Raw genomic sequence first — 19,374 nt, 5'->3', positions numbered from 1 at the left:
AAGCATTTCTACGGACAACGCAAGCTGGGGTGGGCCCATCATTATGAACTTCCTTAAGAGACTCAACAGATAATGTAAATCGGGACAACAATATAAAACATCATAAATAAAGAAACCAGTAAATGAATTTATAAAAAACTCATTTACTGGCTTTTTTCGATGAACGATGCCCCGCCTGGTACGCATTTGTAAAACTAATTGACAAGAGACTGGAACATAATTATGTTTTAAGTTATGAACTCTATATTAGCAGTAGTTGACTGGATTAAAAATACGCTTATACCAAGCTTTTTCAATCCTAGTCATCATTTTCAAAAAGATTAATACTTGAAAGTAAAATAAGATTTCTATCCAGAATATTCTAGTTTATATCACAAATACATCTATAAAAAACCATACAATCATGATAAACATGATGATCGCTTTGGCAATGTTGCTGGTTAAGAAAGCTACGATTGAACCCAAGCTTGCTTTAAAAGCTTTGTTCACATCGAAATCTTGCATAAGTTCAACTGCAAAAACTGCTACAAAAGGAATAATGATAATGCCAAATGGTGGGAAGACAAAACAACCAACGAGCACACCTATAAGTGCAACATACTCACTTATCTTTGAACCACCATATTTATTAACAAAATATTTATTCATTGCAAAATCAGAGATAAACATGAGTACCGTTAACACTATCATTGACACATAAAATATCCACGATAATTCACCATTATTAAATGCGAATTGATAAATTAAAAAACCAACCCACAACATCAAAACAGAGGGTATCACAGGTTTAATAAGTCCAACAAATGCCAAAATAAATGCGAAAATAATTAATAACCACAATAAGACAGTCATATTAAGATATCACCTTTTCTTCAGTAAATTTTTGATCTTTCGTGAAAAAGATTAGCACCATACCAATAAATATTGAGCTTGCTGATACAAAAAAGACATTTTCTAAACCAACCCACTGACTCATGGCACCACCTAATAAATTCCCACATAGCTGCCCAATTACCATCGCATTAGCAAAAAGTGTAGAAGCGTAGCCGGGAAAATCAGGTAAAATATCTTGAAAATAACTGATGCCTAAGCCAAGTAAAATCGCTAAAAAGAAGGCCAGAAAAACTTGCCCAAGCATCATCATATATATGTTATTAAAGATACCAATGCTAAAATAAAACGCACCACCACTTAGTGCTCCAACAATCAATAATGTTCTAGTTTGCAACTTAGTCGCTAACATTCCTAAAATCACCATGAATGGAACTTCTAATCCTGCGCATAAGCTTGCTAATGTCCCCACATAATCTTCAGAAATATGCAACTGTTTTGTTACAAACAACGGCATATTCATGGTATACATCCATTGCCCAATATGTAGCAAAATAAATGCTACAAAAGGCAAAAACAAGGTAACATCTTTCAACATATTCGGCGCTGTGGTTTCAATATGTGCTGTTCCACCAACTTGTTGTTCTCCTGTTAACTTTAAATCTTGATAAAAGAAGACCTGCAATAATAACGTAAATAAAATAATAGCAACTGTTCCTCCGAAGAGTCCAGCGTACCCATTAAAATGGATAAGACGTGAACCTATCAACGGCCCGAAAAGGAAGCCAAAAGAAAACATTGATCGTAACACTGTATTGGCAAATTTAGCATTTTTTCTGGAAGACGATATATTGATAGATTCTCTAGCAGAAGCATATAATTGAGGCATTGCTGGTGCAAATAAACCTTGAAAAATCGCATATGTAATAATAAATAACCAAATATCATGAATATAAAAATATATAGAGAAACTAACTGCCCCCATAAATAAGGCAGTAATAATTAAAAACTTACGATTAATATTATGCGTGTCTGAAAAGCGCGCGACTATAGAATTTATTGTAAATTGACTAACCGCAGCAAGCGCTAATAAAATGCCGAACTGATTGGTTGTCATACCTAATTCATTCGTCGCAAATAATACAAAATAGGGTACCGTAATTGCGATACCCATACCGAGAAGCATCATATTTACCACAAATAATTTATAGTTTTTAATATGGAGTAATGCTTTAAACATAAACGTACCCTCTATCCTTAAAATTAATTAATCTAAATGCCGACAAGGTTAACATGATACATATTGCGGCACGATATCCTATAAATTAGCGTATAAAGTTATACATTAAATTAACAAATGAATCTACTTGTGGCAACTGCAACATATTCGCTTCGTAACTCATAAATGTAGAGCGTATCAGTGGCTGACCTTCAATTAATACTTTTTCACATTCAAATTGATTTTTATCAATGTATTTCATCATAACCTCAGGTAAAATAGTTACTCCTACACCACTCAATAACATCTCTTTACATGTTCCAACTTGATCAACAGTAATGGTTGCATGGAAATCTTGTCCTAAGTTATCATTGTACCATTCTTTAATTTGATTAATATAAATGGGATCTGCTTGAAACTCAATAAATGGAAGTTTATCTACTTCTGCCCGCTTATCTTTAGGGTAAATAAAGTAATGTTCATCATTAAATAAATGGGTGTTTGTTAGGTTCATAACCTTATTTCCCCGCGTAATCATAACATGATAATCACGATGATGTGCTTTGATATGTTCAGTCGAACCTACTTGAACTTGTATTTCAACATTTGGAAACTGTGTATTATATAAACTTAAGACATCTGGAAGCAATGTTTGTCCTATCAAAGAAGAACAACCAATAGATATCGTACCATTGACCTCTCCAATATGCGCCTGCATTTTATCGTAAAATAAACGTTCTCGCTTTAACATATCGCGAGCATGCTCAATAATCATAGCCCCTTCTGTTGTAGTAATGAGTTGCTTTTTTGTACGAATAAAAATATCTACGCCAAAATTATTTTCAATTGCTTTTAATCGCTGTGTGACAGCAGGTTGCGAAATATATAATAATTCTGCAGCTTTGCGCAATGTTTTTGTCTCATCCAATGTTATAAGTAATCTATAGTCTTCAATTTTCATAGTTTCCCCCTACAATCCTCTTGCTTATCCATACATAATAAAGTCATAACTAAAACGTTTAGGATTTAAACAGCGCCCATCATAACAATACTTTATAAAGTAAAAGTACTATTAGTGCATAAGTCATTATTTTGGTAAAACATAAAATAATTAAGTAGATAAACCTACATTATAAAAATACTAATTGTCTAATGTAAAATGTATTTTTAAACTCTTGCTAATAATGACAAGCTTCTGTAGAAAGTCCCATCCCTAACTTGCTTTGCTTGTTGAAATATTAACTGCATTTCTTTGTGTTGGGGCCACCCCAACTTGCGTTGTCCGTTGTCTTTCGCTTCGAAAGTCTTTGTGTTGGGGCCCCACTCCAACTTGCGTTGTCCGTTGCTTTTTGTTTTGAAAGTCTCTATAACGGTTTCTCTTGGCTAATGTTAAACATACATGATTTAAATCTTAGTCTTCTGTAAAGCGTTTTTTTCTTTTATGACGTTGCTGTGGTTGAGGTGCTTGATGGTGATGTCGTTTCGCTTTATGTTTCTTTTGATTCATTTTGCGGTAACAATGCATGATTCGTCGTTCAAGTTCATCAAAATTATCATTTATCTCAATCATCAATTGATGTGCTATCATATAGGCTTCATGATACTGTCTTTTAGTGATTTGTTCATTAACTAACGCATTCATTAAGTCATCTTCATCAACAAGCTCATACTTACCAGTAGGCAATACTAAGACATCTAGAAATAAGTCTAATGTTCTAGCATTACCTTTTTGTGTAATGTTTTTGATATTTATATCGAAATAATATTCTAACGGTTGGCCTTTATCATCAAACATTGCTGTAATACTGTACCGTTTCTTTTCGGGTAAAATCTGCAGCCATTGATAATGGTCATCAGCCACAACCATATGCTTTCCAACTACCGTCACCTCAAGCGGTTCACGTACTTTATTCATCGTCACTAAACCGATAATGCCCTTGAATCTTTTATTATTCACCTTAACTTCTATATATTCCCTTTCTATAAGGCGACGCCAGTGACGTTTATCAATATATTTTACTTTCACAGCCACCAACTCCTTGTCATTATTATATTAGACTAACTATCGTCTGTCATCTTATCCGAAACTTTGTATTAATTACATGCATTTATTTGACTTCGATCATTTATATTCTACTATATATTTATGAATTTTTGTAAAATCGATAATATTACTATGAATTTTGAGATTTAAACTAGATTTTCAAAAATTAAAATTTAAACAAAAGCATATCACTTGGTCCATAATGTATATACTCACATCTAAGCTAAAAATCACCTTCACATATCATTATATAATACCGTTAAACCACAAGAAAAATTCTAAAAAAAAAAGAACACCTTGTGCCGTTAATAAGCACATGGCATTCTTATTTAATATGAAATCACAATTGTGTTTCAAGTTATGCGTCTATTCTACTGCATAAGCTTTAATAATCTCTTGGTGTTGAGGATACTTTTCTAATAATATTGCTTGTGCCAATAATTCAAAGTGTTCAAATTCAAATGCAGGTTGACACATGCAACCAACAATACCGTATCCTTTAGAATGTTTTAAACTTGAGGCAAATATCGTGCCTTTAGGAACAACACATTGCAAGACATCACCATCAGCAACATTTTGTCCTAACTGTTCAACATAGTATTTACCCTCTGTTGTAATCATATGAATTAAAAGCGTTTCACCACTATGGTGATACCATACCTCATCCGCATCAATACGATGAAAATGAGACACATCTGCATCTTTTAATAGAAAATATATACTGCTATATGATGCACGCTTTTTATCATCCGGTCGTAGCGTTTCTTTATAATAGCCTCCCTCGGGATGAGGCATTAATTCAAGTCGATTAATCCATTCTTCTGCAGATATCATTATTTTAAATCCACGTTATGGAAAACGTTTTGAACGTCTTCCAACTCTTCAAGTGCATCAACTAATTTTTCAAATGTTTCTTGATCCTCAGCTGATAATTCTATATCCGTTTGAGGTAACATTTCAAATTCTGCTACTTTGAACTCTTCTACACCTATTGCACGTAATGCTTCTTGCACTTGCGCAAATTGATCTGGTTCTGCATAGACAACATTTAAGCCATCTTCATCAATAACATCTCTCACATCAACATCTTGTTCCATTAATGCTTCTAATACATCATCCGCAGACTTTCCTTCAATAGCAAATGTAGCAGTATCATCAAACATATATGCAACAGAACCTGATACGCCCATGTTTCCTCCATTTTTACCAAAAGCAGCTCGAACGTCTGAGGCTGTACGATTTACATTATTCGTTAACGCATCGACAATTATCATAGAGCCGCTTGGACCAAAACCTTCGTATCTAAGATGGTCAAAGTTTTCTTCTCCTGCACCTTTAGCCTTATCGATTGCCTTGTCAATGATATGATTAGGTACTGAATATGTTTTAGCACGTTCTAACACTAAGCGTAATGCTTGGTTTGAATTTGGATCAGGCTCGCCTGATTTTGCTGCAACATATATTTCTTTACCAAATTTAGCATAAATTCTGCTAGTGTTTTTATCCTTTTGGGCTTTTTTCTCTTTAATATTATTCCATTTACGACCCATAATGTCATCTCACTTTCGTTCTTCTAAATTAACACTATTTATTATACATGATTTTCCAACGATTATATATAACATACAGCACGTAAACATGCCAATTTAGTAACAATTCTATTATATCAATATATGTCCGCCTATCATTAACTCATCTTATATCCGATTGTTTTTATATTGATGATTGAGCTTAAATAAAATTAAAAATACTGACAAAGTAAACTTTGCCAGTACAAACAAACTTAGATTTCTAATAATTCTTCGACATCTTTAAATAAGTCATTAAAACTTTCAATATTGTCATCATTCATATAAATGAAAATTTTACGCTCATCTTCTTCTGAACGTTGTTTACTTAATTTTTCTTTGTCGATAAGTCGACGGATAGAAACAAGTAACTTCGTTCTACTTAAATCTAATTCTTCAATCGCTAATTTTAAAAACGATTGCATCAATACTTTCTCTTCTGAAGTATAATCTTTAGCAAGTTTTAATACTGCTAAATCATTAAGCGTCAGCTTATATTTTTTATCTATATATTCTGACAATAATTTATGCTTCTTATAAAGATTTAGTAATTGATTTAATTTATCTTTACTCAATACTATTGCACCTCCAAATATAAGCGGACAATATATTATAATTATCTACTATGTTTTAGAGGTTGTCGTTTTCATTTGTTTAATATTCATTGCCAAAATTACCAACACATTTGAATTGAATTGCACTACGCATTAATTGCACACTATTTGAATATTTTTATGATTCTTAATGAATCATAACCTAAATTAACTTTAAAATAGTCTTTCCTGAAGTCATGTTCAATAATTCTCATAGTCGTATGTAAATGATCTTCAATTTCTTTTAATAATTCCTGAGTCCAATTGTATTTTTCACGAATATGGCGATTAATGATGTGATTGATATTACCATTTTTCTCGTCAACTTTTTCCGACTTAATTAAACGAATCGATTGTTCGGCTACTTCTTCAAAATGAATTAATACTTCTGTATCACCAAAATAGGTAATTGATGCTTCGCTTTCAAATACTCTCCAATCATATAAAAATAATGTATACTGTGCTTCATTTTCTACTACAATATAATTATCTTTAATTGTTCTGGACTGGTTCATCATCCATTTAATTTGACCAATGATGATGCCTAACACCGTTTTAAAACCATTTTCATCAAAGATATGAATTGCATTAAACGAATTTCTACTAAAATATAAGTTAACACCCATACCATCAAATAACTCTGCCGTTTTCAAAAAGGTTTCAATAATTAATGGGGCACTGTTACTCAAGTCGTTTTCATTATTTAAAAATTGGTGGTTCTCTATATTTAAAAATATAACTTTGCTATATGATAAATCAATTTGTGTTAATATTTTTTCGATATTCTGATACTCTAAAATATTTTTTAATAATAAATGTTGACTATCTTCTAGTAAATATGGTTGTTCAAGGTGAGCATTATCAATAAATAAATAATCAAAACCGATACGTTTTATTTGTGATTCTAATGTTTTAAACATGACTGTTTCGTTAAGCAAACAGCTAATGTCTAAACCAAATCTTAAACCAAATTGCTTATTTTGAATTTTTAAAATAAGCCGATAAATTTCTTTTAGTTCTATTACTTCCATATCAAATACAAGCATGATAATACCACGATCACCATTTGCTAATGATTTCTTATAGTTTAAACGTTCTACTACTTGTACATAAATGCGCTCGATATAATCCATAATTTCTAATGATTGAATTTTAAAGGCAATATGCAAATTATTTGCCGCAATTTTTTTAAACATATCTCCAATTTCAGCATCACTCAGATTATTAATTAATGTTCCAATACCAAAATTAACATAGATAATTAAATTTCTGTATTAATATTAGCTTTTCCTTTGATTTTAATAAAGAATAACTCTTTAAACTCTTCAACAGTATTAATCTGAGTTACAAGTTCAAAATTTTGATTTGTTTTTACTTTATTGTTGTCTATAAATATTTTACGTTCAATATTTTCTTGATAATAATTAATCTGTTGTCTGAGTACTGTTTTTAAATGTTGTTCATTATCCTCACTTAACACTTCATAATTCATTAATAAATATTTATCCTTTATATTTAAACTTCGATAATCATTAGGTGTAATACCAATATAACTTTTAAACATTTTCGTATAGCTAGCCGAATTACTAAACCCTAATTTATCGCTAATATGACTAATGGTTGAATTTTCAGTTAACAAGTATTCAATTGATTCAGCAATTTTTAGTGAATCAACGTATTGTTTAAAACCCATGTTTAAGTTTTGGTGAAACTGTGCGGAAATATTGGATTTTGAGGTGAATAAATTTTGAGATAGTGCATTTAACGTTAGTTTTTCATGAGAGTGTTTATTAATATATTCTAGTATTTGGCTAAGTTCCCCATAAAATAAAAATTTATATTGATTTTCAGCTGTTTCTAAATCAACACTTCCTTCTGTTGCTATTACTTCCACCATTTGTTTAATGTAGTTTTCATTACTAGTTATGGGCATTTGATTAATATAGTTAATCGCAATTTTAAGCATCAGTTGTTTTAATTTATTGATTGATTTTAGTAAGTTCACAGAATACTTATAATCAAAAAATACATAATCGTGATTTTTAAACCAATCGCTCGTAATGTAAAGCATTAATGATTTATGATTCTGTTTAATTGTAAAAATATCTTTATTATTTATGATATATATTTCATCACTAATCGTAGTAGAATTAGCAAAATGCTGAATCGTCAGATCCCCTTGTATAGGTAAAATGACAATAATACCATCGATACATCGTGTTGGTTGATATTCTTCTTTAGTGAGGATTCGAAAAAAAGTATTAGTCATATATCTTCCTCTTTCTAATCTTGCTAGCTCATAACCCTTATATTTTACTTAACATAAAGTCCGCTTTTCCTATAATAATAAGCATAAATTTAACACAATCTAAATATATTAGCAAAAATAAACTAACATATTTATTGTTATGTTTTTTCTATTTTATTGATAACTATAAAATTACATAAAAAAATATTGCGCTTTGGGTTAGTGTAATTCTTTCGCTGATTATTGGCATGCTGTTGCCAAAACTTTACTACACTAAACAAGTAAAACAAAGCGCAAACATCTTTTGATTTAAGATATTTATTTTTCGATTAATTTCGAAAACGGTTTGCTAAGCTTAAAATATCAAGAATAATATTAAGCAAATTAATAAACAGATTAAAGCCCATTTCTCTCGGTGAAAATTGACCCCGTTTCATTCTATTAAAATCATATAAAGTATATAGAAGAAACAGAAACAAGCTGACTACCGTGATAACCGTATAAAATACTGGATTATGAATAAACAGTCCAATAAGAGATGCTACAATCAGTGCCAGTAATGTTACAAACAAATATCTTCCTATACTTGATGCATCTTTTATAAAGAAAAAACCTATCACTCCAAAAATAACAAATGCACCAATAGCTAAGACAATATTTTTATAAAATACATCCGCACCTAAATTTTGTAAGTATGTTGTAAACATCGCGTATGATAATAGTCCCACGATAATCGCATAGATATGAGAAATAATCAAACCATATTTACGCGCTCTTTTAAATATTAAGGTAGAAAAAATAAGAACTAACAATCCTATAGACAATGGCATTCGCCATTCATCAGGAAGGTATTGTCCAAAATAACAACCAATACCAAATATAAGCCAATAATACATAAAATATAACCATACTTGCGAATACGCCCATGATTTAGATTGACTGTGATCTGTCATATGTCTTTGTTTCTTTGAAAAATCATTCATGCTATTGCTCCTTCCTTCAATAGTTATTTATAACACTAAGACAATAAGATAAACATTGTTTTATTGAAAATGAATAATCCAGTTGGATAAATGCATTTACATTTCATTTTTTATTCTCGAAATATTACAAATTAAATTTTTATATTGAAAATAACTTTCATAATTTCCATTTCTAACCCTTATGCAGCAACGTTTATAAATATATTTACATTTCATCGTCATTTATTAATAATATTACAAGATAGTAACAATACCCACAAAGAAAACTATTTTTGATAATATGGGGGTGTAGTGATAAATCGGAAATTAAATATTTAAATTAAAGTGCATGACTTAATGTGCATTTAAATATAAGGAGGACATGAACGTGAAAAAATTAGCATTTGCTATTACAGCTGCATCAGGTGCTGCTGCAGCGCTTACACACCAACATGCCGAAGCCGCAACACAACACACCGTTAAATCTGGTGAATCTTTATGGAGTATCGCTCAACAGCATAACACAACTGTTAACGATATTAAACAAAGTAATAATCTTTCAAATAACTTTGTATTCCCTGGTCAAGTCTTATCAGTTGGTGGAAATAATACCAACAGTAGCCAATATAGTGGTCAAAATTCTTCAGCAACATCTCATACAGTTCAAGCTGGAGAATCATTAAATCTTATTGCCAATCAATATGGTGTGTCAGTTAATGACTTAATGCGCGCTAATAATTTAAATGGCTATTTAATCATGCCAAATCAAACATTAAATATCCCAAGTGGTTCTGGCAATGGTGCTGGTTCTGGTGGCACAACAGTAACACCTTCAAATACAAACACAACACCAACATTTAACCATTCTAATCTATATACTTCCGGTCAATGTACTTGGTATGTATTTGATCGTCGTTCTCAAGCCGGCAAACCAATAAGCACTTATTGGTCAGATGCAAAATATTGGGCTGGAAATGCTGCTAATGATGGTTACCGTGTAGATAACTCACCTGAAGTTGGCGCAATTATGCAAAGTACACCTGGCCCATATGGTCATGTTGCATATGTTGAACGTGTTAATGGCGACGGTAGTATTTTAATTTCTGAAATGAATTATACTTATGGTCCATATAACACAAATACTAGAACTATCCCTGCTTCAGAAGTTTCTAGTTATGCATTTATCCATTAATATAACAATAATCAAAGCGTGAGACCTAGCTCTTACGCTTTTTTATTTTGTTAAAAATTATCTTTTAAGTCCATTTCACTCAAAAGATATAAATAGATAGCTTTGAACTTATTTATAACGGATTAAAATCTAACCGCCTAAAGTTTCTATTGTTAGCGTTATTGCATCATCATTTTATACATCAGACATCACATTCACTTAGTTTAAAGAAAGCCAACGGACAACGCAAGCTGGGCTGGCTGAGACAGCCCGAGTTATACACTACGAAGCAATGAATATGAATAAGCCAGTAAATGCATTTACTAAAAACGCATTTACTGGCTTATTTTTCTAAAAATGATGTCCTAGCCTGTTTTAGCAATATTTTAATTAATAACTTATTATGCTTTATAAGAAAATATGCATAATCAAATAGATAATAGCTGCCAATACAGCTGAAATAGGTAATGTAATTACCCATGTGATAACCATACGTTGCGCTGTACTCCATTTTACGCCTTTCACACGATTAGCTGCACCTACACCTAGAATAGATGAAGATACAACGTGCGTAGTAGATAATGGGAAATGTAGTGATGAAGCCACGAAAATAGTTAATGCTGATGATAAATCAGCTGCTGCACCGTTAGCAGGTCTAATTTTCATGATATTACCACCTACAGTTTTGATGATTTTCCAACCACCAATTGCAGTACCTAAGCCCATTGCGGTAGCACAAGCTACTTTAACCCATAACTGAGGTTCTACTTGGTGTTGCACATCAGCTACGATTAAAGCTAAGGTAATAATCCCCATTGATTTTTGAGCATCGTTTGTCCCGTGTGAGAAGGATTGCAATGCTGCCGTAAAAATTTGGAAAAATCTAAAGTTACGGTTAGATCTTGTTAAATTCGCATTTTTAAAGACAATTTTCACAATGGAATACATGATATAACCTACACAAAATGCAATGATTGGTGAAATAATCAATACGATAATAATTTTGGTAAATCCTTGATAATGAATATCCATGAAAGAACCTGTTGATGCAATTGCTGCACCTGCAATTGAACCAATCAAAGCATGAGATGATGAACTAGGTATACCATAAAACCATGTTACTAAATTCCAAATAATTGCTGAAATAATTGCTGCAAGTACGACAACGAGCCCATTATGTAATTCAAATGGATTTACAATATCCTTTGTAATTGTTCCTGCCACACCAGTAAATGTTAAGGCACCAATAAAATTCATAATTGCAGCTAATAGTATAGCTCTTCTCGGCGTTAAAGCACGAGTAGATACCGCTGTAGCTACCGCGTTTGCAGTATCGTGAAAACCGTTGATAAAGTCAAATATCAATGAAAAAACAACGATAGCTATCGTAATAATTAATACGTAATCCATCTTTAAGAACTCCCTTAGCTATTTTTCATAATGATTGTTTCAAAGTTATTTGCTACAACTTGGCATTTATCAGCGATTTCTTCCATGCTTTGGTAAATGTCTTTTATTTTAATTAATGTCATTGGATCAGTTTCACTATTAAATATATGCTTCATTGATTGACGTAAAATACCATCACAGTTTGTTTCAAATTCTTTAATATTAATAGAATGAATGCGCATATGTGATAATTTTTTATCTACAAGTAAGCCGACCGCTAATTTCATTTCAGCTACTGCTTTTTGAATGTTTTCAACAAATTCTGCCATATATTCATCAGTATATTCGATTGAATACATTTCAAACATTGCAGATGTTTCTTCCATTGCATCTAATACATCATCGATTGCGTTGCATAATGATAGGATATCCTCACGTTCAATAGGTGTAATGAATGTTTGATTTAAATCTGTAATAACTTGATGCATTAATTCATCACCGTGAGATTCATAAGTTTTGATATTGTCAGAATACGCTTTTAAATCTAAATGTGTATTGAAATCCATTTTACCGAATTCCATTGCTGCACGATCTAAATTGAAAACCATTTCTTCAAGTTGAACCATGAACTTATCCTTTTTCTTTGTAAACATTTTAAATCCTCCATTTAAGCGATTGAAAATCATCACTTCCGTAATTTAATACTACTAAAGACAATCCCTATTAAGAAAATTGTTACATTATAATCACTCTAACCCGATTCATTTTCTGACTTTTGTAAATATTTTGTAAGTATGTCATTATGCATCGCGAAAAAATGTTCTCAAATACTGACTTTGTCCCTCTTTGAAAATAGCATAAAATTTACAATATCACAATTCTATTTACAAATTCTTTACAATTAGACAATGTAATCGTAATGCTTGATGCAATAAGTAACTGGAATACACTTTTTAATGACTGTATTTTAAAGCAACTTAATATATGGCCATAACACCATATCTATGAATGATATATTGGCAGTAGTTGACTGGATTGAACATATGCTTATATCAAGCTTTTTCAATCCTAGTCAACCTTGCCGGGGCAGGACTACGAATTCATAATGAATGCTGTCCCGCTCCCTCTCTGTTGGGGCCCACCCAACTTACGTTGTCCGTTGAATTGCTTGGCACATTTCTTTCTGTTGGGGCCCCCACCCCAACTTGCTTTGCTTGGGGAAACTAATTTTATTAGTTTCTTTGTGTTGGGGCCCCTATATCGAGTGGCTGATGGTGCGTTTGGTGTGGTTGTATGTGATGATTGCAAATATGGCGTATATGGTGCTGTATATGGTCATAACGATGTATATAGGGCTTGTATTATTGGTTCCTATGATGTCCATGAATCCTCTTGAGATGAAGTAGGCGTGCAGTAGTGCAATGATGAGTGGTAGACCAAAGTTGAATGTGACTTTAAGTTTTAGTCCTTTTGTCATATCGTATTGGTTGAAACCTAATTTACGCAGTATGGAATAGTTTTCGAGTTCATCTTCGGTTTCATCCATTTGTCTAATATATATAATACAGCCTACTGCGATGAGAAATGTGATGCCTAAAAATGATGTCACAAATAGCACAATTCCTGTTATGCTGGATACTTCGCTTACAATCTGACTACGTGTTTCTAGTTGATGATTCATATCATTAACAATCATCTCCAGTTTAGGTACGTCTTTCCGATGTGTTAAATCAAAGCCATATTGTACTATCTTATCTTTCTTTTTAGCATGTGTTTTAATTTTCTGATAGTCTGAATCATTCAATATAAACGTTGGGTCTCCTAAATCATTATCTTCTTTAAAATAAACGTCATGTATTACCTTGTTTAATTTCACATTAATATGATGTTTTTTAGTACCTATACCTGTAGTACCATGTGGGTAATGTTTCATATACTGTCGAATTGTTCCATCAGGGATAATTAAATCTGCTTCACCTTTCTCTACGTTCCGATTAGGGAAAAAGGCAGCACTTGTGACATTAACATAATATGGTCTAGCAGTATCGCTATTGAATAATTTATTTTTATAAAGGTGTGTATAAATTAATTCTTTATAATTATAGTAATGTTCAATCTGTCGTTGATTTAACATATATGATAATTGATTAGCAGCAGCAGTTTGATTCGTTGTAACATCATATGGAGAGGCCAATAGTACTTCGTTCGTTAACGAGCTGCGACTTATTGCAGCAATACAAAGAACTGTAACAGTAATAGATGAAATAATCGCCATTACCGTTAAGGAAAAGGCGTTTTTACGCACACGATAGACTAAAGACGATGTAAATATGACATCACTCACATTCACAGACCCTTGCTTAAACCTTTTTAATAATTTTAAGACTAAAGATACAGAACTTCTAAAGAAAAAATATGGCCCTATTAATAATAAAATACAAATGATAAACAATACTGAAATATGTACAAAATCAACAAGATGATTCGTAATAAAGTAATAGCTTGTTGCGATCATCAGTAACCCTAATATGCCGAAGATCACTTCCTTAAAACTCAACTTACTATTTCTCAATGCTTTAACTTCCGTATCTTCAAATAATTCTGTAAGCGAATATCTATAAATAAAAATAATCGATTGCACCATAGTTAAGATAAACGCACTACCAATAAGCATACCAGTTTGTAACAGGGCTTCAGCACTAAATACAATTGGCGCAGTCGCTTTAGCGCCTAACAATTTCAAGACAATCATCAATAAAATTTTAGTGCTAAATAAGCCGATTAGAATACCAATAATAGACGTTACGAAATAAATAGCAATCTGCTCAACCATTACAATATGTACTAAATTACGCTTACTTAAGCCTATCACTTGATATAAAGCAAATTCTCGAAAGCGCCGCTTAACAAATAGCATATTTGAATAAATGATGAAAATAAGAATAATCACAAATAAAAAATAACTGCCAAATTGTGTTCCTTCACGGATGACATCGAAAGATTGATTAATATTAATATGGCGCACATACCTAATTGTGACAAAGCTAAAATATAAGACAATACTAATAATAAGTGACAATAAATACAGCGCATAATGCCTCATATTTTGTCTAAAGTTTTTCAAGATAATATGATTAAAATTCATGATGAACCCCACCTAAAACACTTTGTGTGCGAATAATTTCACGATAAAATGTTTCATCGTCATCATCCCCTTGATAGAGCTCAGTAAATATTTGTCCATCTTTCAACATGACTACACGATTAGAAAAGCTTGCTGCTAATGGATCATGCGTGACCATGATAATTGTCGTTTGTCGATATTTATTCATATAGACAAGTCGTTCCAATAAATCTTGAGAACTTTTGGAGTCTAAAGCGCCTGTAGGTTCATCTGCAAAAATAATTTTAGGTAATGTAATAAAAGCGCGTGCGGCAGATGTTCGCTGCCGTTGACCACCAGAAAGTTCTGAAGGGTATTTATCACCCAATTCTGCAATATTTAATGTTTCAACAACTTTATGATAACGCTTCATTGCCATCTCTTTACTAATTTTTTGTACAGATAACGGCAATAAAATATTCTCTTTTACCGTCAATGTATGTAGTAAATTATAATCTTGAAAAATAAACCCAATATCCCGCTTACGCATATCAGATAGCGCTTTATTCGACATTTTTTCTAGTTTATGTCCAGCTAATTCTACTGAACCTTGTGACATATAATCAATTGATCCCAAAATATTTAATAACGTCGTTTTTCCAGAGCCAGAAGGTCCCATTATTGAGACAAATTCACCTTCATCAACTGAAAGATTAATACCTCTTAAAACTTCCTGCTGCATATCTTTACTTCCGTATATTTTAGTTAATTCTTTAACTACTAATATTGACACAACAACACTCCTTACATCCATCTTCACTCTTAATTATAACGAGTCGATATATGTAACGCCGCTATCTTAAGTAACAATACACTTATTTAATATGACAATTTTGTCACTTCTGACAACCGTTTCATAATCTCATTTTGTTTTGGGAAAATTAAAATAAATGTCGTACCTTTACCTATTTCAGACATCACTTCAATTTGGATACCTAATTGTGCTTTAACACTGTCAACCAAATATAATCCCATACCCGAAGAAGCTGTTTCATCACGATTAGCAGTTGATGTATAACCTCGATCAAAAATTCTTGGCAAGTCTTTCTGACTAATGCCTCTGCCCTCATCTTGAATTTTCAAATGGACGTGTTCACCTTTAATATAGCCTGACATATGAATATCAGAGTTTTTACTATATTTTAAAGAATTTGACAAAATTTGCCGAATCATCATGCGGCACCATTTTACATCTGTGTAGACCATTGTATTACCATCAAATGATAAGTTATAGCCAATACCTTTTGCTTGGCTAATGTGTCTTGTTAATTGTATTTCATCAATCACTAAACGTTTTAATGATACTTGTTCAAAGTACATATCTCTATTTTGAGACTCTAAGCGCGTTAAGTATAATTGTTTATCTAACATTTCATTAATTCTAGACCACTCATAAAGCAATGACTGTTTGCGCTGTTGATTTTGTTCCTGATCAATTAACAATTTCATTGCTGTCACAGGCGTTTTAATATCATGAACAAATTCAGTTATTGATTGTTCCGTTACTTTAATCTGATGTTGCTGTTTTGTTACTTTTTCCTTTTGTAAATTCAATTTGCGATACAAATAATCCACGATTTGTTCTTGAAACGGGCTTTCTGCGAGTCCTTTATGCTTTATTTCCTCTATTTCTTTATTTTCATAAAAATGTTGATATAACTTAATTTCTTTTAAAAAAGCAAAGAGTAAAAAGATAGCAGTCATTCCAATGTTTAACACCACTAAATAAATCATACTATCAACAGAAATATCGTAATCAATATAAGAAATACCCAGCATCATTAGGTTTAAAAATAAAAACCATAGCACCCAATTCTTACGTGTCTTGATAAACAGCCAAAACCATTTCACGTTATTCATGAGCCATATATCCTTTACCAACTTTTGTTTCAATCGCAGTATCCATATCTAATTCAGCTAATTTTTTACGCAAACGATTAACATTAACAGTTAAGGTATTATCACTAACAAAGGCTTCGTCTTCCCAGAGTGCTGTAATTAATGTGTCACGCGTCACGATTTGATTTTGTTTCGTAATTAACATTTCTAAGATAATCATCTCTGTTTTAGATAAATAAATCACTTTATCGTCTTTTTGAATACTATCTTTTGATAAATCGACAACTGCTTTTTGCCAATTTAAAATACGCTTTTCTTCTACGCCAAACTCATACACTCGACGATAAATCGCTTGTAATTTTGCAATAAGCACGTTGGTATAAAATGGTTTTTGCATATAATCGTCTGCACCTAATTCCATACTCATTACTTGATCCATTGGGTTATCACGAGATGATAAAAATAAGATGGGCACGTTAGACACTTGGCGCATTTTTCGACACCAATAGAATCCATCATATTTAGGAAGTTGAACATCCATAATAACAATCTCCGGTTGAACTTGTTCATATGTCTCCATCACATTGCTAAAATCTTCTACTCCCATAACGTTAAAATCCCATTGTTCTAGTTCTTTTTTCAATTCTTTAAATAGCGTCTTATCGTCTTCTACGAGTAATATTTGCATGAATTTTCACCTTCATTATTTTGTGTATTTAATCTTTTCTCCATCCTGTATACGCCCTTGAAAATGTTTGATTCTACAATCAATTTCAAATCCACGCATAATTAATCCTTGTAATGGAGCTTGAATAACATAATATATTGGCCAAAATAATCGCGGAATGTAATCATATAAATGTACAATAACCATTTGGGTTCCTTTTAATTGTCTAAATTCCAATTTGCCCTGTTTTTTCAAATTTGGATGTACTAGACGACCTCCAACAAGGTTTAAAGTAATCATGCCATCTACTTCTGCACCAATTTTTATAATGGCAAGTGGTTTATGTTTAACTTTACCATAGATAATGTAATTATCTCCTTCTTTACACGTATTAACAAAAGTGCCTTTTGTATTACCTAGCCAAGTCATAAAATAATCTACTAATTGACTCAGTGTCCATTTTTTTGGCAAAACAATATGCATTGCATTTCTGACATCGTCATACTTAGAAACTTGTAATTCAACGTTAATATGTGGCCGTTTGACTATGTGCTCTGTTTGTTGTACGTTAACACCGTATACGCTCAGACGCTCCACCGTTTCTTTGTCAAAACGACTACCAGTAATATATATAATAGTTGCCACGCTTGTCTTGGCGGCAGCACGTCCAAAATTATCAGCGGCAATTAGGTTTAAATCTCTCGCTGTTGCTTGTGTTAGCTTTGCTGAATGTTTATTTGGATCAATGTAGAAGATAGCGATGTCCATCCCTTCCATTGCACTTAGGACATCTTTATAATTATATATATCTTTCTTTAACCAAGTAATACTTTCAATTTTTGTCTCTTGAGGGTTTGGATATTTAGATAAAGCATATAAAGTTGCCTCATGTTCAATGGCAGAACCAATATGTTTACCTAAAAAGCCACTACCCCCTGCAAGCAATACATTTGGTTTCATCTTAATATCCCCTTTAACAATCACTAAAGATATGAGCAATTATACTTTTAATATACTATACTATAGTAGAATGATAAATTCTAAACGATTGGAGGTCTACTATGGCTCCTATTATACGCGAAATAAGCATTAAAGATGTAGAAAACTTCATACAACTATTGTCGACAGTATATGATGAATCTGAATTCACATTATATAATCCAGGTGAATATGCTCCTACCATTCAACGTGCAAGTAAAAACTTAGAAAAATTTATAACATCTCCGGCAAATACGATTTTCGTGGCCGAACAAGATGAACAACTTGTTGGCTATGCCTTTGTAACTACAAAAAATTATGAACGTACAAAACATGAGGCTATTATATCCTTAGGCGTAAAATATTTATATCAACGTAAAGGTATTGGACAAGCCTTGATAAACGCTGCAGAAGCATGGGCATTAAATCGTCATATTCGTCGTCTTGAAGCTTCTATAGTTCCAGAAAATCAAAGCGCTGTCATATTGTTTAAAAGTTTAGGTTTTATTATTGAAGGCGAGTTGAGAGATAAGCTGTTCATAAATGGTAAATATTATAGCAAGTATGTGTTGGGCAAATTGTTAATTTAGTCCGTAATACCTATATAGCGTTAACGTGTTTTATACTATGATAAAGTACCACTGCTGAACCATATAATTTTATACATAATATTTAAATACGCTATAACGCCACGACCTATAA

Annotated in this window: 19 protein-coding genes; 2 read left to right on the top strand and 17 right to left on the bottom strand. The window is 32.1% G+C overall.

Annotation, left to right across the window (positions count from 1 at the left end):
* Window positions 1–366: 366 nt before the first annotated feature.
* From HMPREF3267_RS08925 to HMPREF3267_RS08885, 10 genes are all read right to left on the bottom strand, one after another.
* Window positions 367–852, bottom strand: coding sequence for a DUF456 domain-containing protein (locus HMPREF3267_RS08925; protein ID WP_002479385.1), 486 nt, complete (start codon window positions 850–852; stop codon window positions 367–369).
* A 1-nt stretch (window position 853) separates the two neighbouring features.
* Window positions 854–2,071 carry a sugar efflux transporter gene (locus HMPREF3267_RS08920; protein WP_002459795.1) on the bottom strand — a complete coding sequence of 406 codons (1,218 nt, stop codon included), beginning with the start codon at window positions 2,069–2,071 and terminating at the stop codon, window positions 854–856.
* Window positions 2,072–2,156: 85 nt separating this feature from the next.
* On the bottom strand, window positions 2,157–3,011 hold the full coding sequence (locus tag HMPREF3267_RS08915) for a LysR family transcriptional regulator (RefSeq protein ID WP_002459796.1): 855 nt from the start codon (window positions 3,009–3,011) through the stop codon (window positions 2,157–2,159).
* A 450-nt stretch (window positions 3,012–3,461) separates the two neighbouring features.
* Complete coding sequence (locus tag HMPREF3267_RS08910; protein ID WP_002493006.1) at window positions 3,462–4,076, bottom strand: ribonuclease FAU-1 family protein; 615 nt, start codon at window positions 4,074–4,076, stop codon at window positions 3,462–3,464.
* A gap of 384 nt (window positions 4,077–4,460) precedes the next feature.
* Window positions 4,461–4,928 carry a cupin domain-containing protein gene (locus tag HMPREF3267_RS08905; RefSeq protein ID WP_002459798.1) on the bottom strand — a complete coding sequence of 156 codons (468 nt, stop codon included), beginning with the start codon at window positions 4,926–4,928 and terminating at the stop codon, window positions 4,461–4,463.
* The gene (locus tag HMPREF3267_RS08900; protein WP_062078632.1) at window positions 4,928–5,644 is read right to left on the bottom strand and encodes a YebC/PmpR family DNA-binding transcriptional regulator; all 717 of its coding nucleotides are present in this window, start codon (window positions 5,642–5,644) and stop codon (window positions 4,928–4,930) included. The genes HMPREF3267_RS08905 and HMPREF3267_RS08900 overlap by 1 nt, the downstream gene beginning before the upstream one ends.
* 233 nt (window positions 5,645–5,877) lie before the next feature.
* Window positions 5,878–6,237 (bottom strand): transcriptional regulator, SarA/Rot family, encoded by a 360-nt coding sequence (locus HMPREF3267_RS08895; RefSeq protein ID WP_002459800.1) that lies wholly within the window; start codon window positions 6,235–6,237, stop codon window positions 5,878–5,880.
* 143 nt (window positions 6,238–6,380) lie between these two features.
* Entirely contained in the window at window positions 6,381–7,451 is a 1,071-nt protein-coding gene (locus HMPREF3267_RS12775) for a hypothetical protein (RefSeq protein ID WP_256320356.1), read from the bottom strand.
* A 65-nt stretch (window positions 7,452–7,516) separates the two neighbouring features.
* The gene (locus tag HMPREF3267_RS12770) at window positions 7,517–8,524 is read right to left on the bottom strand and encodes a helix-turn-helix transcriptional regulator (protein ID WP_242254838.1); all 1,008 of its coding nucleotides are present in this window, start codon (window positions 8,522–8,524) and stop codon (window positions 7,517–7,519) included.
* Window positions 8,525–8,832: 308 nt separating this feature from the next.
* Window positions 8,833–9,456 carry a Bax inhibitor-1/YccA family protein gene (locus HMPREF3267_RS08885; RefSeq protein ID WP_371089515.1) on the bottom strand — a complete coding sequence of 208 codons (624 nt, stop codon included), beginning with the start codon at window positions 9,454–9,456 and terminating at the stop codon, window positions 8,833–8,835.
* A gap of 397 nt (window positions 9,457–9,853) precedes the next feature.
* Here HMPREF3267_RS08885 and HMPREF3267_RS08880 point away from each other — a divergent pair, with 397 nt between their 5' ends.
* Window positions 9,854–10,657: a CHAP domain-containing protein gene (locus HMPREF3267_RS08880; protein ID WP_002479388.1), complete on the top strand. Its 804-nt coding sequence runs from the start codon at window positions 9,854–9,856 to the stop codon at window positions 10,655–10,657.
* Window positions 10,658–11,044: 387 nt separating this feature from the next.
* Here HMPREF3267_RS08880 and HMPREF3267_RS08875 read toward each other — a convergent pair whose 3' ends face one another.
* The 7 genes from HMPREF3267_RS08875 to HMPREF3267_RS08845 all read right to left on the bottom strand — a co-directional run bounded on the left by HMPREF3267_RS08875 (window position 11,045) and on the right by HMPREF3267_RS08845 (window position 18,654).
* The gene (locus HMPREF3267_RS08875; protein WP_002459804.1) at window positions 11,045–12,046 is read right to left on the bottom strand and encodes an inorganic phosphate transporter; all 1,002 of its coding nucleotides are present in this window, start codon (window positions 12,044–12,046) and stop codon (window positions 11,045–11,047) included.
* Between the two features lie 14 nt (window positions 12,047–12,060).
* Entirely contained in the window at window positions 12,061–12,678 is a 618-nt protein-coding gene (locus tag HMPREF3267_RS08870) for a DUF47 domain-containing protein (RefSeq protein WP_002479389.1), read from the bottom strand.
* Window positions 12,679–13,280: 602 nt separating this feature from the next.
* Window positions 13,281–15,170: an FtsX-like permease family protein gene (locus HMPREF3267_RS08865; RefSeq protein WP_062078628.1), complete on the bottom strand. Its 1,890-nt coding sequence runs from the start codon at window positions 15,168–15,170 to the stop codon at window positions 13,281–13,283.
* Window positions 15,160–15,921: an ABC transporter ATP-binding protein gene (locus tag HMPREF3267_RS08860; RefSeq protein WP_002479391.1), complete on the bottom strand. Its 762-nt coding sequence runs from the start codon at window positions 15,919–15,921 to the stop codon at window positions 15,160–15,162. Before HMPREF3267_RS08860 ends, HMPREF3267_RS08865 begins: the two co-directional genes overlap by 11 nt.
* 86 nt (window positions 15,922–16,007) lie before the next feature.
* Window positions 16,008–17,048, bottom strand: coding sequence for a sensor histidine kinase (locus HMPREF3267_RS08855; RefSeq protein WP_002459808.1), 1,041 nt, complete (start codon window positions 17,046–17,048; stop codon window positions 16,008–16,010).
* Window positions 17,041–17,715, bottom strand: a complete 675-nt coding sequence (gene graR, locus HMPREF3267_RS08850; protein WP_002459809.1) for a response regulator transcription factor GraR/ApsR — start codon at window positions 17,713–17,715, stop codon at window positions 17,041–17,043. Before graR ends, HMPREF3267_RS08855 begins: the two co-directional genes overlap by 8 nt.
* A gap of 15 nt (window positions 17,716–17,730) precedes the next feature.
* On the bottom strand, window positions 17,731–18,654 hold the full coding sequence (locus HMPREF3267_RS08845; RefSeq protein WP_062078626.1) for an NAD-dependent epimerase/dehydratase family protein: 924 nt from the start codon (window positions 18,652–18,654) through the stop codon (window positions 17,731–17,733).
* 101 nt (window positions 18,655–18,755) lie between these two features.
* Here HMPREF3267_RS08845 and HMPREF3267_RS08840 point away from each other — a divergent pair, with 101 nt between their 5' ends.
* On the top strand, window positions 18,756–19,262 hold the full coding sequence (locus HMPREF3267_RS08840; RefSeq protein ID WP_002459811.1) for a GNAT family N-acetyltransferase: 507 nt from the start codon (window positions 18,756–18,758) through the stop codon (window positions 19,260–19,262).
* Window positions 19,263–19,374: the final 112 nt, after the last annotated feature.

Source organism: Staphylococcus sp. HMSC62D11 (assembly GCF_001839145.1).
In the GTDB taxonomy this organism is placed as follows: domain Bacteria; phylum Bacillota; class Bacilli; order Staphylococcales; family Staphylococcaceae; genus Staphylococcus; species Staphylococcus lugdunensis.
Note: the sequence above shows the minus strand (reverse complement) of the source record. Positions and strands in the feature narration are given on the sequence as shown.

Coding starts and splice junctions, on each gene's coding strand:
- HMPREF3267_RS08925 (WP_002479385.1), bottom strand. CDS start 852: ATGACTGTCTTATTGTGGTTATTAATTATTTTCGCATTTATTTTGGCA.
- HMPREF3267_RS08920 (WP_002459795.1), bottom strand. CDS start 2,071: ATGTTTAAAGCATTACTCCATATTAAAAACTATAAATTATTTGTGGTA.
- HMPREF3267_RS08915 (WP_002459796.1), bottom strand. CDS start 3,011: ATGAAAATTGAAGACTATAGATTACTTATAACATTGGATGAGACAAAA.
- HMPREF3267_RS08905 (WP_002459798.1), bottom strand. CDS start 4,928: ATGATATCTGCAGAAGAATGGATTAATCGACTTGAATTAATGCCTCAT.
- HMPREF3267_RS08900 (WP_062078632.1), bottom strand. CDS start 5,644: ATGGGTCGTAAATGGAATAATATTAAAGAGAAAAAAGCCCAAAAGGAT.
- HMPREF3267_RS12775 (WP_256320356.1), bottom strand. CDS start 7,451: ATGTTTAAAAAAATTGCGGCAAATAATTTGCATATTGCCTTTAAAATT.
- HMPREF3267_RS12770 (WP_242254838.1), bottom strand. CDS start 8,524: ATGACTAATACTTTTTTTCGAATCCTCACTAAAGAAGAATATCAACCA.
- HMPREF3267_RS08885 (WP_371089515.1), bottom strand. CDS start 9,456: ATGACAGATCACAGTCAATCTAAATCATGGGCGTATTCGCAAGTATGG.
- HMPREF3267_RS08875 (WP_002459804.1), bottom strand. CDS start 12,046: ATGGATTACGTATTAATTATTACGATAGCTATCGTTGTTTTTTCATTG.
- HMPREF3267_RS08870 (WP_002479389.1), bottom strand. CDS start 12,678: ATGTTTACAAAGAAAAAGGATAAGTTCATGGTTCAACTTGAAGAAATG.
- HMPREF3267_RS08865 (WP_062078628.1), bottom strand. CDS start 15,170: ATGAATTTTAATCATATTATCTTGAAAAACTTTAGACAAAATATGAGG.
- HMPREF3267_RS08855 (WP_002459808.1), bottom strand. CDS start 17,048: ATGAATAACGTGAAATGGTTTTGGCTGTTTATCAAGACACGTAAGAAT.
- graR (WP_002459809.1), bottom strand. CDS start 17,715: ATGCAAATATTACTCGTAGAAGACGATAAGACGCTATTTAAAGAATTG.
- HMPREF3267_RS08845 (WP_062078626.1), bottom strand. CDS start 18,654: ATGAAACCAAATGTATTGCTTGCAGGGGGTAGTGGCTTTTTAGGTAAA.
- HMPREF3267_RS08840 (WP_002459811.1), top strand. CDS start 18,756: ATGGCTCCTATTATACGCGAAATAAGCATTAAAGATGTAGAAAACTTC.